Origin of the sequence: Cognatishimia activa (genome assembly GCF_017798205.1) — a bacterium.
GTDB lineage: Bacteria > Pseudomonadota > Alphaproteobacteria > Rhodobacterales > Rhodobacteraceae > Cognatishimia > Cognatishimia activa_A.
The window spans coordinates 1,704,443-1,719,631 of sequence record NZ_CP060010.1; the positions used below are offsets into that span (position 1 = coordinate 1,704,443).

At 57.8% G+C, this 15,189-nt stretch carries 19 protein-coding genes; 11 read left to right on the forward strand and 8 right to left on the reverse strand.

What is annotated here, in order from left to right; all coding sequences use genetic code 11:
- The first annotated feature begins 6 nt into the window (after positions 1 to 6).
- Both HZ995_RS08225 and HZ995_RS08230 read left to right on the forward strand, forming a co-directional pair.
- Positions 7 to 1,182, forward strand: a complete 1,176-nt coding sequence (locus tag HZ995_RS08225; RefSeq protein ID WP_209355199.1) for a GNAT family N-acetyltransferase — start codon at positions 7 to 9, stop codon at positions 1,180 to 1,182.
- Positions 1,179 to 1,475, forward strand: a complete 297-nt coding sequence (locus HZ995_RS08230) for a 4a-hydroxytetrahydrobiopterin dehydratase (RefSeq protein WP_209355200.1) — start codon at positions 1,179 to 1,181, stop codon at positions 1,473 to 1,475. Before HZ995_RS08225 ends, HZ995_RS08230 begins: the two co-directional genes overlap by 4 nt.
- Here the strand turns inward: HZ995_RS08230 and HZ995_RS08235 are convergent.
- Positions 1,472 to 1,858 (reverse strand): glyoxalase superfamily protein, encoded by a 387-nt coding sequence (locus HZ995_RS08235; protein ID WP_209355201.1) that lies wholly within the window; start codon positions 1,856 to 1,858, stop codon positions 1,472 to 1,474. The genes HZ995_RS08230 and HZ995_RS08235 overlap by 4 nt on opposite strands.
- A gap of 37 nt (positions 1,859 to 1,895) precedes the next feature.
- Positions 1,896 to 2,384: a peroxiredoxin gene (locus HZ995_RS08240; RefSeq protein WP_209355202.1), complete on the reverse strand. Its 489-nt coding sequence runs from the start codon at positions 2,382 to 2,384 to the stop codon at positions 1,896 to 1,898.
- Positions 2,385 to 2,469: 85 nt separating this feature from the next.
- Here HZ995_RS08240 and HZ995_RS08245 point away from each other — a divergent pair, with 85 nt between their 5' ends.
- Positions 2,470 to 3,678: an NAD(P)/FAD-dependent oxidoreductase gene (locus HZ995_RS08245; protein WP_209355203.1), complete on the forward strand. Its 1,209-nt coding sequence runs from the start codon at positions 2,470 to 2,472 to the stop codon at positions 3,676 to 3,678.
- Positions 3,675 to 4,238 (forward strand): 16S rRNA (guanine(966)-N(2))-methyltransferase RsmD, encoded by a 564-nt coding sequence (rsmD, locus tag HZ995_RS08250; protein WP_209355204.1) that lies wholly within the window; start codon positions 3,675 to 3,677, stop codon positions 4,236 to 4,238. Before HZ995_RS08245 ends, rsmD begins: the two co-directional genes overlap by 4 nt.
- A gap of 73 nt (positions 4,239 to 4,311) precedes the next feature.
- Here the strand turns inward: rsmD and map are convergent, their stop codons facing one another.
- Together map and sfsA are read right to left on the reverse strand one after the other, a co-directional pair.
- Positions 4,312 to 5,118, reverse strand: coding sequence for a type I methionyl aminopeptidase (gene map / locus HZ995_RS08255; protein WP_209355205.1), 807 nt, complete (start codon positions 5,116 to 5,118; stop codon positions 4,312 to 4,314).
- Between the two features lie 65 nt (positions 5,119 to 5,183).
- Positions 5,184 to 5,885 (reverse strand): DNA/RNA nuclease SfsA, encoded by a 702-nt coding sequence (gene sfsA, locus HZ995_RS08260; RefSeq protein WP_209355206.1) that lies wholly within the window; start codon positions 5,883 to 5,885, stop codon positions 5,184 to 5,186.
- 94 nt (positions 5,886 to 5,979) lie between these two features.
- On the opposite strand from sfsA, the gene HZ995_RS08265 reads away from it, so the two are divergent.
- From HZ995_RS08265 to HZ995_RS08280, 4 genes are read left to right on the forward strand one after another with little or no spacing between them, the layout of a single operon-like run.
- Positions 5,980 to 6,699 (forward strand): competence/damage-inducible protein A, encoded by a 720-nt coding sequence (locus HZ995_RS08265; protein ID WP_209355207.1) that lies wholly within the window; start codon positions 5,980 to 5,982, stop codon positions 6,697 to 6,699.
- Entirely contained in the window at positions 6,696 to 7,421 is a 726-nt protein-coding gene (locus HZ995_RS08270) for a GNAT family N-acetyltransferase (RefSeq protein ID WP_209355208.1), read from the forward strand. Before HZ995_RS08265 ends, HZ995_RS08270 begins: the two co-directional genes overlap by 4 nt.
- Before the next feature lie 3 nt (positions 7,422 to 7,424).
- The gene (locus HZ995_RS08275) at positions 7,425 to 7,991 is read left to right on the forward strand and encodes a peroxidase-related enzyme (protein ID WP_209355209.1); all 567 of its coding nucleotides are present in this window, start codon (positions 7,425 to 7,427) and stop codon (positions 7,989 to 7,991) included.
- Entirely contained in the window at positions 7,988 to 8,926 is a 939-nt protein-coding gene (locus tag HZ995_RS08280) for an OmpA family protein (RefSeq protein WP_209355210.1), read from the forward strand. Before HZ995_RS08275 ends, HZ995_RS08280 begins: the two co-directional genes overlap by 4 nt.
- Before the next feature lie 91 nt (positions 8,927 to 9,017).
- Here the strand turns inward: HZ995_RS08280 and HZ995_RS08285 are convergent, their stop codons facing one another.
- Both HZ995_RS08285 and HZ995_RS08290 read right to left on the reverse strand, forming a co-directional pair.
- Positions 9,018 to 9,923, reverse strand: coding sequence for a LysR family transcriptional regulator (locus tag HZ995_RS08285; RefSeq protein WP_209355211.1), 906 nt, complete (start codon positions 9,921 to 9,923; stop codon positions 9,018 to 9,020).
- 124 nt (positions 9,924 to 10,047) lie between these two features.
- Entirely contained in the window at positions 10,048 to 10,752 is a 705-nt protein-coding gene (locus HZ995_RS08290) for an ArsR/SmtB family transcription factor (RefSeq protein ID WP_209355212.1), read from the reverse strand.
- A gap of 71 nt (positions 10,753 to 10,823) precedes the next feature.
- On the opposite strand from HZ995_RS08290, the gene HZ995_RS08295 reads away from it, so the two are divergent.
- From HZ995_RS08295 to HZ995_RS08305, 3 genes are all read left to right on the forward strand, one after another.
- Complete coding sequence (locus HZ995_RS08295) at positions 10,824 to 11,147, forward strand: NIPSNAP family protein (protein ID WP_209355213.1); 324 nt, start codon at positions 10,824 to 10,826, stop codon at positions 11,145 to 11,147.
- Positions 11,144 to 11,488 carry an antibiotic biosynthesis monooxygenase family protein gene (locus HZ995_RS08300; protein ID WP_209355214.1) on the forward strand — a complete coding sequence of 115 codons (345 nt, stop codon included), beginning with the start codon at positions 11,144 to 11,146 and terminating at the stop codon, positions 11,486 to 11,488. The genes HZ995_RS08295 and HZ995_RS08300 overlap by 4 nt, the downstream gene beginning before the upstream one ends.
- Positions 11,489 to 11,602: 114 nt before the next feature.
- Positions 11,603 to 12,673, forward strand: coding sequence for a Hint domain-containing protein (locus tag HZ995_RS08305; protein WP_209355215.1), 1,071 nt, complete (start codon positions 11,603 to 11,605; stop codon positions 12,671 to 12,673).
- Positions 12,674 to 12,697: 24 nt separating this feature from the next.
- Here HZ995_RS08305 and HZ995_RS08310 read toward each other — a convergent pair whose 3' ends face one another.
- Both HZ995_RS08310 and HZ995_RS08315 read right to left on the reverse strand, forming a co-directional pair.
- Complete coding sequence (locus tag HZ995_RS08310) at positions 12,698 to 14,725, reverse strand: NADPH-dependent 2,4-dienoyl-CoA reductase (protein WP_209358211.1); 2,028 nt, start codon at positions 14,723 to 14,725, stop codon at positions 12,698 to 12,700.
- 87 nt (positions 14,726 to 14,812) lie between these two features.
- Positions 14,813 to 15,187 carry a hypothetical protein gene (locus tag HZ995_RS08315; RefSeq protein ID WP_209355216.1) on the reverse strand — a complete coding sequence of 125 codons (375 nt, stop codon included), beginning with the start codon at positions 15,185 to 15,187 and terminating at the stop codon, positions 14,813 to 14,815.
- Positions 15,188 to 15,189 lie beyond the last annotated feature (2 nt).

The window sequence follows — 15,189 nt, forward strand, 5'->3', positions numbered from 1 at the left end:
GCAGACATGAGCGAACCTATTGAAATTCAACTACATCGGTCGCTGGCCGAGATCGCCCCGGAAGATTGGGACGCTTGCGCGCGTGCCGATTTTAAGCGCCCCGTTGACCCTTTCACCACCTATCGGTTTCTTAAGGCACTCGAGGACAGCGGATCCGTCGGCCCGGGCACCGGCTGGCAGCCGCAATATCTGACCGCCCATGCGGGATCAGAGCTGATCGCCGTCGCCCCCCTTTATGCCAAGGGGCACAGTCAGGGCGAATACGTCTTTGACCACAACTGGGCGCATGCATATCAAAACGCGGGTGGGCGGTATTATCCCAAACTCCAGATCGCAGTGCCCTTCACGCCAGCGACCGGCCGCCGATTCCTGACCAAACCGGGATATGAAGAGATTGGGCAGGCCGCGCTTGTCCAAGGCGCGCTGCAAATCGGTGAGCAGAACCAGCTCAGCTCTCTGCATGTGACCTTCTGTACAGACCAAGAGGTCGAGATCGGCCGCGAGATGGGGCTCTTGCATCGCACCGGCCAGCAGTTTCATTGGGTGAACGAAGAGTATGCTGACTTCGACGACTTCCTCGCGACGCTGTCCAGCCGCAAACGCAAAAACATCCGAAAGGAGCGCAAACAGGCGCAGGCCTTTGGCGGCGAAATACGGAGCTATACGGGCGATCAGATCCAGCCCGAACATTGGGACGCCATCTGGGCGTTTTATCAGGACACGGGAAGTCGCAAATGGGGCACGCCTTATCTGACCCGAGACTTCTTCGAGATCGCGCATCAGACCCTGCGGGACGACGTGCTGCTGATCATGGCCGAAATCGATGGTTCGCCCATTGCGGGCGCGATGAATATGATTGGAGCCGAGACGCTCTTTGGGCGCTATTGGGGCTGTATTCAGGACCACGCCTGCCTGCATTTTGAAATCTGCTACTATCAGGCCATCGAATGGGCGATTGCCAATGGCCTCAGGCGGGTCGAAGCGGGCGCGCAAGGCGAACATAAACTGGCGCGCGGCTATTTGCCGGTTCAGACCCATTCGCTGCATTGGATGGCGGATCAGGGGTTCTCGGATGCCGTTGCGCAATATCTGGTGGCCGAACGGGATGCCGTGGCGCAGGAGATCGAAATCCTGACGTCTTATGGCCCCTTTCGGAACACGACGCAGGAGGATCACGAATGACCGAAAAACTCTCGCAGGACGCACGCGAGACCGAGTTACCCGCTTTGATCGAGGCTGGCTGGGTTTTGGACGAAGATCGGGATGCGATCTCCAAAACCTATAAGTTCAAAAACTTCATCGAGGCCTTCGGCTTTATGACCCGCGCGGCGATCTGGGCTGAAAAATGGGTGCACCACCCGGAATGGTCCAATGTTTACAATCGCGTAGAGGTTACGTTGACGACCCATGACGTGGGTGGGCTCAGCCCATTGGACATGAAACTCGCGCGCAAAATGGATGCGCTGGCGGGTTAGGCGCCAAAATCGGACAGGTCTGCCGCGTCTTCGCAGAAAATCAGACGATTCCCGAAGGGATCATTGATGGTCATATCGCGCATGCCCCAAGGCTGATCCTGATACCCGGGCCTGGCATGCCGATATTTCTTTGCATTCAAAGCCGCGCAATATCCCGCCACATCTTGGATCGAAATACGCACCGAAGACCCCGGCGTGGCGTCTCCGAAATGTTCAGAGACGTGCAACTCGCAATCGCCAAACCTCAGCCCCAGATACAGCGGTGTGTTCGGCTCAAATCGATGCTCGAACGTCACCTCAAACCCAAGAAAATCAATATAGAACTCGCGCGCCTTGGCTTCGTCAAAGCTGCGAAAGATGGGGATGATGGTTTGGCCTGACATAGCAAAAAGGGCGACCCCGGCAGGGCCGCCCGTATCCTTAGATCGCGTCGCGCATCGCTTCGCCGCCCGAGACGTCACAGACGCCTGGGTTTTCTTCGGCTTGCAGCACTTTGACCACGCCGTCCTCGGCATAAAGCGCGTAACGTTTGGAACGCGCGATCAGACCCGCAGGCGGTGCGGTGAAGTCCATGCCAACCGCTTTGGTGAATTCAGATTGCGCGTCGCCCAGGAATGTAAGGCCCGCTTCTGTCGCGCCGGTGGCCTCGCCCCAGGCTTTCATCACAAACGGGTCGTTCACAGAGATACAGATCACTTCGTCCACGCCTTTTGCGTCAAAGTCACCTTTGGTGCGGATAAAGCTTGGCACATGCGCGGTCGAGCAGACGCCGGTGTAAGCACCGGGCAGGGCGAAAATCACCACTTTGCGGCCTGCGAGTTTTTCGCTCAGTGACACGCCTTCAGGGCCGTTCTCGCCAAGGGTCAGCAGGGTTGCGTCTGGCAGTTTGTCTCCAACAGATATCGTCATCGAAAGGGTCTCCGTAATTTGGGTTTGCTTGATGATGAGTTATAGGGCTAGAGCTAAGATCAGCAACCAGATTTGAGAGACTCACATGACGCATGTTGTCGTTGTTGGGGCTGGCCAGGCGGGATCTTCGCTTGTGGCCAAGCTGCGGAATTCAGGCTTTGAGGGCGAGGTGACCTTGATCGGGGCAGAAACTGCGCCGCCTTATCAGCGGCCCCCTTTGTCCAAGGCGTATTTGCTTGGGGATATGGCGCTGGATCGGCTCTATCTGCGGCCAGAGAGCTTTTATGCTGACAACAACATTACGCTGCGTCTGGGCACCGAAGTGACAGGGATTGATCCCGTGTCCAAAGCCATCGCGATTGGCGATGAAATCCTGCCCTATGACGAGCTGGTCTTGACCACGGGCTCCGCGCCTCGCCGTCTGCCTGCCGCGATTGGCGGAGACCTTGAGGGCGTCTACACCGTACGCGATTTGCCAGATGTCGACGCCATGGCACCAGAGTTTGTCGAAGGTAAGTCGGTGCTGATTGTCGGTGGCGGATACATCGGGCTTGAGGCAGCGGCTGTTGCGGCCAAAAAGGGTTTGAACGTGACGCTGGTCGAGATGGCGGATCGGATATTGCAACGCGTGGCCTCTCCGCAGACGTCGGATTATTTCCGCGCGCTGCATGCGGGTCATGGGGTGAACATTCTTGAAGGTGTGGGTCTGTCGCGTTTGACGGGCGAAGGTCGTGTCAGCGGCGCTGAGCTTGCGGATGGCACCACTCTGGACGTTGATTTCGTCATTGTTGGCGTTGGGATCGTGCCGGGCACGGGTTTAGCGGAAACCGCGGGCGTTGCCCTGGACAACGGGATCAAGACAGACGCAGAGGGCCGCACATCGGTCGACGGTATCTGGGCCGCAGGCGATTGTGCGTCTTTCCCATATAAAGACACGCGCATCCGCCTAGAGAGCGTGCCAAACGCCATCGATCAGGCTGAAGTGGTCGCGCAGAACATTATGGGCGCAGGCAAGACCTATGTGGCGACGCCGTGGTTCTGGTCGGATCAATATGACGTCAAACTGCAGATCGCCGGGTTGAACGCGGGATATGACAACGTCGTGACGCGCGATATGGGCGATGCGGGGATATCCTTCTGGTATTATCAGGGCGAGACTTTGCTGGCCGTCGATGCCGCCAATGCGCCTCGAGATTACATGGTGGCCAAGCGGTTGATCGAGGCTGGGAAGTCTCCGTCGGCAGATGTGGTCTCGGATCCATCTACGGTGCTCAAGGACTTGTTGAAAGCGTGAGGATTATCGCAGGCTCTTGTCGTGGCATCGCCCTTGCCTCGGTCGGCAAAGGCGATGCGGGCGCGCATCTCAGGCCGACGACGGATCGGGTGCGCGAGAGCCTGTTTAATGTGTTGATGGGCGGAAAATTTGGGGATCCGGTCACGGGGGCGCGGGTTTTGGATCTGTTTGCAGGCACCGGGGCCTTGGGTCTGGAAGCTCTCTCGCGCGGGGCTGAGTTTTGCACCTTTGTGGATGATGGACGCAAGTCGCAGAGCCTCATTCGGCAGAACATCAAGATCACGAAACAGGGGCAAGCGTCCCAAGTTGTGACACGGGATGCGACGCGATTGGGCGAGAACACTGGCGCGCCCTGCGATCTGGTTTTTCTTGATCCACCTTATGGCAAATCATTGGGAACAAAGGCGTTATTGGCGGCACAAGCCGGTGGCTGGATCGCGCCTGAGGCGTTGATCGTCTTTGAGGAAAACGCACCTCAGGACTCGCCGGAAGGGTTCCAGCTGTTGGATCAACGTCGCTATGGCGACACGCATGTGACCTTTTTGGAAAGTGTGGCTTAGGGGCTTTGCCCCTCGGTTGCAGGATCTGTCGATCCTTCCACCTCACCCCAGGATATTTGGGGCAAGAGAAAGATTAGCCGTAGGTCGGGTGGAATTTTCCAGCTGGAGACAGTGTGAAGATCTCAAACCCGTCTGAGGTCACGCCGATAGAGTGCTCAAACTGTGCAGACAGGGATTTGTCGCGAGTCACGGCGGTCCAGTCATCGGCGAGAACTTTGGTTTCTGGGCGGCCCAGATTGATCATGGGCTCGATCGTAAAGAACATGCCTTCTTCGAGCCTCGGTCCGGTGCCCGGACGACCGTAGTGCAGAACGTTTGGCGGAGAGTGGAACACACGGCCAAGTCCGTGGCCGCAGAAGTCGCGGACGACGGACATGCGCTGCGCTTCGGCATAGGTCTGGATCGCGTGGCCAATATCGCCAAAAGTGTTGCCGGGTTTGACCGCTTCGATGCCCAGCATCAGCGCATCATGGGTCACTTGGATCAGGCGTTCTGCTTTGCGGGGCAGTTTGCCGGCGACATACATGCGGCTGGAATCGCCAAACCAGCCGTCGGCAATCACTGTGACGTCGATATTCAGGATATCGCCGTCCTTGAGTTTCTTGTCGCCCGGAATGCCGTGGCAGACCACATGGTTCACGGAAATACAGCTGGCGTGCTGATAGCCCTTGTAGCCAATCGTCGCGGATTTGGTGCCATATTCGATGACTTTGGCCTCGATGATCCGATCGATCTCACCCGTGGTCTGGCCCGGGAACACATGGTCCGCGATCTCGTCGAGAATGCGCGCGGTGATCTGGCCTGCGTTATGCATGCCCGCGAAATCCGCCTCTTTGTGGATCGTAATACCGTCGCGTGTTTTGCCAGCCTTGAGGATCATAAAGGCGCTCCGAAAGTCTTTGTTGCCCCTTACTTAGGGTTTTCTGACGGAAAGGACCAGAGGGGCTATTTCCGAAACGGCAAGGGGCGGCCGAGCGTGATCGCTTGAGGTGAGATTTGGCAGTCATAGGCGAGGACTTCGACGCCGGCATCGACGGCCATATCAAACGCTTTGGCGTAAGTCGGATCGATGTCTTTTGCCAGTGTAACGACCTCGGCGTCGGTGCGTTGTACCAGATAAAGCATCAGGGCGCGGTGGCCTGATTTGGTCATCTCAACAAGCTCATGCAGGTGTTTTGTGCCCCGCGCGGTGACGCTGTCGGGGAATTCGGCGATGCCGGCCTTGCGCGATAGGGTCACGGATTTCACTTCGACATAGAGGTCCGGGCCATTGCCAGACAGCAGAAAATCCACGCGACTATTGGTGCCATATTTCACTTCGCTGCGCACGTTTGGATGGTCTGCGAGCTCTGGCACCTCATGGGCCATGAGTGCTGCTTTGAGGGCACGGTTCGGCACCGAGGTATCGACGCCCGTAAAGTGGCCGTTCTCGTGATCCACCAAACGCCAGCCGTATTTCAGCTTTTTCTTAGGATCGTCATTTGGCTCGAGCCAGATTTTGGTGTCGGGATCCTTCAGCCCCATCATCGAGCCCGGGTTGGCGCAATGGGCCGTGATTTCGCTGCCGTCCTCGAGCCGCGCATCCGCCAGAAAGCGTTTGTAGCGTTTGATCAGGCGGGCAGGGATGAGGGGCGTTGTGAAGTCCATAGGCTCTGCCTAGCGCATTGGCCCGCCCATGAACATCGCTTTCGGCTTGTGTGACGCGCGGGGCGGGCTATCTTGCCGCCCAAAGGAGACGCCCATGCCAAATCCCACCGCCGCGATGCTTGTGATCGGAGATGAAATCCTGTCTGGCCGGACGCGAGACGCCAATATGCATTACCTCGCAGGGCAGCTGACAGAGCGTGGGATTGATCTGAAGGAAGTCCGCATTGTCGGTGATGAGGCCGCCGAGATCACAGGGGCCGCGAAGGTCCTGTCTGAGCGCTATGATCATGTATTTACCTCGGGCGGTATTGGGCCAACCCATGATGACATCACAGCCGATTGCATTGCAGCGGCCTTTGATGCGCCGATTGATGTGCGGGACGACGCGCGCGCGCTGCTTGCGGATTTTTATGAAAAATCCGGACGCGAGCTGAACGCCGCGCGGTTGCGGATGGCGCGGATCCCGGATGGGGCGGTGTTGATCGACAACCCTGTATCAGTGGCCCCGGGGTTTTCCTTGGGGAACGTGCATGTGATGGCAGGGGTGCCGAGCGTTTTCAAAGCTATGGTGGCCTCTGTTCTGCCGACCTTAACGGGAGGCGCGCCTTTGTTGTCCGACACGCTGCGCGTCGTGAAGGGGGAAGGCGACATCGCAGGGCCCCTTGGCGTATTGGCGGAACAGTTTGATGATCTGTCGTTTGGTTCTTACCCGTTTCAGCAAGACGGCATCTATGGGGCCAACTTGGTGGTGCGCGGCACGGATGAAACACGCTTGAACGCCGCAATGAACGCTTTGCGGGAGACTTTCGCATGACGCTCCCCAATGTCCAGACGCTTTATGAGGTGACAGAGGCCACTTGGCCGCAGGCCTCGGATTGGCAAGAGGCTGGGTTCACCATTCGCGATGGTCAGGGCGGCGGCAAAAGGGTGTCTGCGGCGACATTGGCGCGCGCTTTGGGCGATGCCGATATCGGAGCCGCCGAGACAGCAATGCGCGCTTTGGGCCAAGCGCCTTTGTTTATGTTGCGCGATGGGGAAGAGAGGTTTGATTCCATGCTGGAAGCCCGTGGCTATGATGTCATCGATCCAGTCAATCTCTATGCCATTGATGCCAAAGACCTCGCCCGCGATGATATCCCGCGCACGATTGCCATTCCCGCCTGGGAACCTTTGCGCATCATGGAGGAAATCTGGTCCGAGGGTGGTATTGGACCCGCACGGATAGAGGTGATGCGCCGGGCATGCTCTCCGAAAACAGGGATCGTCAGTCGGTTCAACGACAAACCCGCAGGAACGGCCTTTATGGCGATGCATCGGGGGATCACAATGCTACATGCGCTCGAGATTTTGGGCACGCAAAGGCGCAATGGGCTCGGGCGCTGGGCCATGCATCGCGCGGGCAATTGGACGCGGAAAAACGGAGGCCACACCGTCTCGGTCCTCTGCACAAAAGCAAATGACGCAGCGAATGGCTTGTATCAAAGCTTGGGAATGTCCCTGATTGGCGCGTATCATTATCGCATCAAACCGGAGTAACCCATGTCTGACAAAACCACAGCGCTTGATTTGCCGATGGTCGATCCATTGCCTGAAGCAACCGCGAAGTACTTTGGGATTTGCGAAGAAAAACTCGGCATGGTGCCCAATGTCCTGAAGGCGCATGCCTTTGACATCGACAAGCTGAACGCCTTTACGGCGCTTTACAACGATCTGATGCTTGGCGAGAGCGGCCTCAGCAAGCTCGAACGGGAAATGATTGCTGTGGTGGTCAGCTCGATCAATAGTTGTTTTTACTGCCTTGTCGCCCATGGCGCCGCTGTGCGCGAATTGTCTGGTGATCCTGCGCTGGGCGAGATCCTGCATATGAACTACCGCGCCGCTGACCTGTCTGATCGACACCGCGCCATGCTGGATTTCGCGGCACAAATCACCGAGGCCAGCAAAACCGTGCAGGAAAGCGACCGCCAACGGCTTCGTGATGTCGGTTTTACGGACCGCGACATCTGGGACATTGCCAACGTGGCCGGTTTCTACAATATGTCTAACCGCGTGGCCTCGGCCACGGGCATGGTGCCGAACCCGGAATATCATTCACAGGCCAGATGACCTTTAAAGCTGCTCTTGTCCCTCTGATCCTTTTGCCTTTGCCCTTGGCAGCCTTAGAGATCGCTATGCCCGAGGGCAGTGCAGTTCAGTTTGAGAGCATTGAGGAAACGGCCAGCTATGGGTTGCCTGATGCGCCCTATCAGGACGGCTACCTGTCCACCCGCCGCGTCAATGGCGAGGTGACCAAACAGGTCTGGGGCCTGGCGGGCTCGGCCAGCACAGAGCAGCTGATCGAACCTCTGCGCCGTCAGATCGAAGCGGGCGGCTATGCGATTATGCTCGATTGTGATTCCGACAGTTGCGGCGGGTTTGATTTCCGCTTCAACACAGACGTCGTCCCCGCGCCGGATATGTTTGTGGACCTTCAGGATTTCCGCTTTGTTTCAGCCCTGAAAGAGTCTTTCACCGGCAGCGAGGCGATCTCGGTTCTGGTCAGTCGCACAGCCGATCTGGGTCTGATGCAGATCATCTCGGTGGTGCCGTCTGAGGCCGAAGCAGCGCTGCCGCTTTCGTCTGGCATTTCGCTAGGGACCATCAGCGCCACCCCTGTGATCGCACGCGGCTCCACCATCCTGGCGCTGCGCACCGGCGGCCGCGCCGTTCTGAGCGACCTGAGTTTTCAAACCGGCTCGTCCCAGCTGGCGGATCTACCGTTCCAATCCCTGCGCGATCTGGCGAGTTTCCTTGCCGAAGATTCCACACGCCGGATCGCCCTTGTTGGCCACAGCGACAACGTGGGCAGCTTGGACAACAATATGAAACTGTCCGAAAAACGCGCGATGTCGGTGGCCGCGTATCTGATTGATCGGCTTGGAGTCTCTGCCGATCAGATCGACTCTTATGGCGTTGGCTTCCTGTCGCCACTTGCGACCAATGCGAGTGAAGCAGGCAAGACCTCTAATCGCCGCGTTGAGGCGGTGCTCCTCACTCCCTAAGCGGGCGTTCTGCGTAAAAAAGCCCCGCATGATGCGGGGCCAGTCGGGCTTGGATGAGCCTGGGAAAAAATGGATTTGTCTCGGGTGGGTCTTACCAGTCGGTCGGACCCTTATCGGCATAGGCGTTCACCAGGAAATCGATGAAGGCACGCACCTTGGGCTGGGTGAACCGACCCGGAGGATAGACCGCGTAGATACCTTGGGTTTCCATCGGCAGATCAGGAATCGCATCCTCGACCAGACCTTGTTCCATGGCATCCGCGTAAAGGAAGCTTGGCAAGTAAGCGATGCCCAGACCCGCGATGGCTGCGTTCAGCAGGGATTGCCCGTCATTAACAGACAGCCAGCCGGCCGTGCGGACCTGACGTTTCTCGCCAGAGGGGGCTGCCAGTTTCCAGACCGCGCCATTGGACTGGCTGGAATAATGCAACAGCTTGTGTTCATTCAGATCGTCGATTTTCTGCGGACGCCCGTATTGTTCGAAATACTTCGGGCTCGCGATCATGCGACGTGTGGTTTCTGTGAGTTTGCGGGCCCGCAGAGAGCTGTCTTCCAGCTCGCCAATGCGGATTGCCATATCAAACCCTTCGGAGATCAGCTCAACGTAGCGGTTGTTCAGCACCATATTTACCGTGATGTCCGGGAATTCCGCGAGGAAGTCGCCCAGAACTGGCGAGAGGTGGTTCACACCAAAATCCGTTGCCACCGAGATGCGCAACAGGCCCGAAGGCGCAGATTGCATCGATGTCACCAGCGCGTCAGCCTCACCTGCGTCATTGAGAACACGGCGGGCACGGTCGTAATAAGCCAGACCGATCTCGGTTGGGCTCACACGACGTGTGGTGCGGTTTAGCAAACGGGCGCCCAGACGTGCTTCGAGGCTCGAAACATGCTTGGAAACCGCGGATTTAGAGATGCCCATCTTTTTCGCGGCATCGGTGAAGCCGCCTTGGTCAACGACCGTGGCGAAGGCTTCCATTTCCGTTAAGCGATCCATTTTTCGTAATCCTTGTGGCTACTGCTCGACACAAGTTTTGACGGTGAAATGGGGCACGAAATGGGCACATCACTGACAATATCGGGAAATTACCAAGGATCGTTAATGGCACGGAAACAGACGGTCACAATTCGGCAATGCTGCGTTCAGGCATTGGAAACAAAGACAAAAACGCTTTTTCCCCCTCTGGGGTAAAGGTCACGACCCTGCTGTTTTCCTCACGTTTCGCCCAATTTAAAGCGATAAAGCGCGATAAAATGGCGCGACCGAGCTGTCCCGCCAAATGCGAGGACCGCGCGCTCCAGTCCAGGCATTCGCGGCATAGGGGCGCTTTGCTTGTGGGCAGCGCGTCCAAGTCTATGCCCAATTCGGAAACAAAGGCATGGCCCGCTTTGGTCAGGATCAACGACTCATCGCTGGGCTCAAGCAATCCCTTGGCGACCATCGAGCGATACATCTGCACGCCCATATCGCCCGCGAGGTGGTTGTAACAAACGCGCGCCTTTCGCATGGCGCTGTCCTTTGGGCCGGTGCGTTTGCGCAGATGCCCGGCACCGGCGGCCAGACCCATAAGGGCCTCAAGCACGCCGGCAACCTCATCACTGACGAGGGTGAAATACTTGTGCCGCCCCGATTTGCGCGCCGCAACCAGCCCCCCGTCTGTCAATTTCGCAAGATGGGCCGAAGCCGTCTGCGCCGTCACGCCCGCCTCAAACGCAAGCTCTGTCGCGGTCAACGCCTTCCCGCTCATCAAAGCGGTCAGGATGTTGGCGCGGGCAGGGTCTCCGATCAAAGCGGCGATTTGGGCGATGTCTGGTCCTTCCTTCATACTTCGATCATGGGCGAAGCATGTAGGGCCGTCAAGCTGCTAGACACAAACCCAAGCAAAAGGAGCCCATCATGCTGACGTGTATTATCAGGTATCAGATCGACCCCACCAAGAAAGCGCAATTCGCCCAATATGCGCGCAACTGGGGGCAGGCCATCCCGCGCAATGGGGCTGATTTGATCGGCTACTATGCGCCTCACGAAGGCTCCACGACCCTAGCCTATGGGATCTACAACATCGAAAGCCTCGCGGCCTATGAGGCCTATCGCCAACGCCTTGCCGCAGACCCCTTGGGCCGCGCGAACTATGAATTCGCCCAACGCGAGAAATTCCTCTTGCGCGAAGACCGCACCTTTCTGACATTGGCCTCAGCCCCACACGGAGACGCCACATGATCGCTGTCATCTTTGAAGTTGAAATCGCCGAAGGACGTCAGGGCGACTATCTTGAAATCGCGGCTGATTTGAAACCGATCCTCGAGCAGGTCGATGGCTTTATCTCGATGGAACGATTCCAAAGCCTCAGCACTCCCGGGAAACTGCTTTCCTTGTCTTATTGGCGGGACGAAGAGGCCGTCAAGGCATGGCGCGCGCTGTCCAAACATCGCGATGCGCAGGCCAAGGGGCGGGCAGGGGTCTTTGAGGGCTACCGCCTAAAGGTGGCGTCGGTTCTGCGTGATTATGGGATGCATGATCGAACAGAGGCCCCGTCCGACAGCCAAACGGTGCATGGCTAGGCCCAACCATCACACAAAAGTTTATGCCAGTTCCCACAGCTTCAATGAATGGAATATGTGAATCTTCGGTTGCCCGTGCTAAAAAATAAGTCAGGCAATACATAAGAAGAGCAGATGCCAGATCCATTCATCTCTGAGGTCAAATACCTCGGAGGCGCAAATGAAGACTTTATCGAGGTCGCGGTCGATGCGGGCTTTGATGTCACCGGGCTTCAGGTCACGGTCTATCAAAGCAATGGCAACCCGCGTTCTATAAGCGATCTCTCTGACCTCACGCCGACCACTGTGAACGGCAAAGACGTCTATGTTCTGGAAAACGGAGACGCCACGAATTTCAACGGTGTCGCCTTTCACCAAGGGGTCTCGCTGACCCAGGATGGCACCACATATTCCTTTGTGTCATTTGACGACACATCCTCGACGATCACCGCACAATCCGGTCCCGCCGCCGGAGATACTTCTGTGGACGTCGGGCAGGCCCCAAGAGGCTCGTCACTTGAGACCACAGATGGCGGACAGACTTATTTCACCCAAGACACACCAGATGCGGGCAATGTGACCTGTCTGGTCAAAGGCACTTGGATCCGGTCCGTCGACGGGCCGGTGAAGGTCGAAGATTTGAAGATTGGCACGCACGTTCTCACCTTTGATGGCGAGGCCAAGCCCTTGCGTCAGGTTTTCACCCAAAGCTTCGATGCGGAAACGCTGGCATCCGAACCAAAGATGTCCCCGATCAGAATAACCGCCGGAGCCCTAGGCGCTGGGCTCCCGTCTGAGGATCTCTTGGTCTCGCGTCAGCATCGCATGGTGGTGTCCTCGCAGATCTCGGGTCGCATGATGGCGCAAGAGGACGTTTTGGTCCCCGCGTTACGCCTGACCGCGCTGCCCGGCATTTTCGCGGATGAGACCCTGTCTACCGTGACCTACTATCACCTCTTGTTTGACGCCCATGAGGTGATCTTTGCCAATGACGCGCCAACCGAAAGCTTTTTCCTTGGGGCAGAGGCCCTGAGCGCCTTGCCACCTGACGCCCTCACCGAGCTGCGCGAGATCTTTCCCGATCTGACATTGCCGATGCAGATCAAGGACTCAAAACTGCCCATCCCAGATGCGCGTGTCCAAACTGCCTTGGTCAATCGTCATGCCAAAAGCAGAAAAGGCCTGCTGAGTAAGCAGGCCCTTTAATCTAGTTCAGCTTGTAGCGTTGGCCTAAAACCCAGCCGCCAGACGCACACCTTGATTGATCGCGCGTTTTGCGTCGAGTTCCGCGGCCACATCCGCGCCGCCGATTACGTGACATGTCACGCCTTCAGCCTCCAGCGCGTCCGCAAGTGAGCGATCAGAGAGCTGTCCTGCGCAGATCACCACATTGTCGACCGCAATCACCTCAGGGTTCTCGCGAGCCTCGCCGTAGCTTACGTGCAGACCCTCATCATCAATCCGCTCATAGTTCACACCCCCCACCATGCGCACATCTTTCATGCGCAACGCCGCGCGGTGGATCCAGCCAGTGGTTTTGCCGAGACCCTTTCCAAGTGCCTTGGCTTTCCGCTGCAACAAAGTGACCTCACGCGCTGCGGCGTGGGGCTGAGGTCCCTCGGGGGCAAGCCCCCCACGCTCTTCGCCGGGATCGGTGACACCCCATTCCTTCATCCAGGCAGGCAGGTCTTCGGTCAGGCTCTCACCTTCGTGGACAAGGAACTCAGAAACGTCAAAGCCGATGCCGCCCGCGCCAATCACCGCGACGCGTTTGCCGACAGGTTTCTTGTGCTTGAGCACATCCAGATAGCCCAGAACCATCTCGTGATCTTGCCCCGGAATGCCGGGATCGCGCGGGGTGACGCCGGTGGCGATGACCACCTCATCAAAGCCCGCCAGATCGTTTGCGCCAACTTCGCGGCCAAGCTGTATATCGACGCCCAGATCCTTGAGCATCACGTCGTACCAGTCGACAAGCCCCCAGAACTCTTCTTTGCCGGGGATCTGTTTGGCCACATTCAGCTGGCCTCCGACATTGTCGTCTCGATCAAAGAGCGTCACCGAATGGCCGCGCTCTGCCGCCGTCATTGCGGTCGACATGCCAGCGGGTCCTGCGCCCACGATGGCGACTTTCTTGGGTGCGGCGGTGGGCGTGATCACCAGATCGGTTTCAAAGCAGGCGCGCGGATTGACCAAGCAAGACGTCATCTTGCCGCTGAATGTGTGGTCCAGACAGGCTTGGTTACAGGCAATGCAAGGCGCGATGGTATCGGCGCGGCCTGCCATGGCTTTGGCGACAAACTGGCTGTCCGCCAAAAACGGACGCGCCATCGAGACCATATCCGCACAGCCTTCAGCCAAGACACCCTCGGCCACTTCGGGCGTGTTGATCCGGTTAGACGTGATCACCGGAATACTCACCTTGCCCATGAGCTTCTTTGTCACCCAGGCAAAGGCGCGACGCGGCACTGAGGTCGCAATCGTCGGAATACGCGCCTCATGCCAGCCGATTCCGGTATTCAGAATCGTCGCGCCGGCGGCTTCTATCGCCTGTGCGAGCTCAACGACTTCTTCATGTGTAGACCCATTGGGCACCAGATCGATCATCGAGATTCGGTAGATTATGATGAAATCTTCACCCACGGCCTCACGGCAGCGGCGGACCACTTCGACGGGCAGGCGCATGCGGTTCTCATAAGACCCGCCCCAGCGATCTTCGCGTTTGTTCACATGGGTCACGAGGAACTGGTTCAGGAAGTAGCCCTCAGACCCCATGATCTCGACCCCGTCATAGCCCGCCTCTCGGGCGCGGAGCGTCGCGGTCACAAAGTCCTGAATCTGTTTCTCGATCCCCACTTCATCCAGTTCTTTCGGGGGGAAGGGCGAAATCGGAGATTTGACTGGAGAGGCGGACACACAATTCGGCCCATAGGCATAGCGGCCTGCATGCAGGATCTGCATTGCGATCTTGCCGCCAGCCTCATGGACACGGTCCGTCACCACCTTATGGTTCGCGATATCGTCGTCATTAAACAGACCAGCCGCCCCTGGAAACACGCCGCCCTCTATGCTGGGGGCCATACCACCCGTCACCATAAGGCCAACTCCGCCACGGGCGCGCTCGGCATAGAACTCGGCCACGCGGTTCCAGTCTTTGGTTTCCTCAAGCCCCGTATGCATCGATCCCATCAGCACGCGGTTTTTTAGCGTGGTGAAGCTCAGATCAAGCGGGGCGAGCAAATTAGGGTAGCTGGTCATCATGGCCTCCTCAGACAGACTCTAACCCTGCCCAGAAAACCTGACATTGTCAGGGGGCAACCTCACGTCAGTTCTGGAAAAGAAACGCTAGGTCGTTTCCACGCAATGGCGGCGGAAGGCGCGTTTGAGCATGTCCAGCTCGGCCCGCAACAGATCCATCTCGGCGCGAATATCTTCGGCCACGGCCTCGCCTGCGATGATCGAAAAGCTTTCCAGCGTCTCGCCAGAGGATTTCTCGCGGATCAGGAAAGTATGCACGCCGTCGGCAATCGCGGTCGATGGGATCGGAATACGCAGGATCCAGCGATTGTCGCCATTCGGGATCAGCGTCACATGGTCCAGCAGCTTTTCCAACAAGGTCACTTCGATTGCAGGTGCAATCCCGTCGGTCTTTTTCGAGGTGATCACCCCGTCCCAGACGCCTTCGAACAAGCGGGTCTTGGTCAGCGTAAAGGTACTCATGC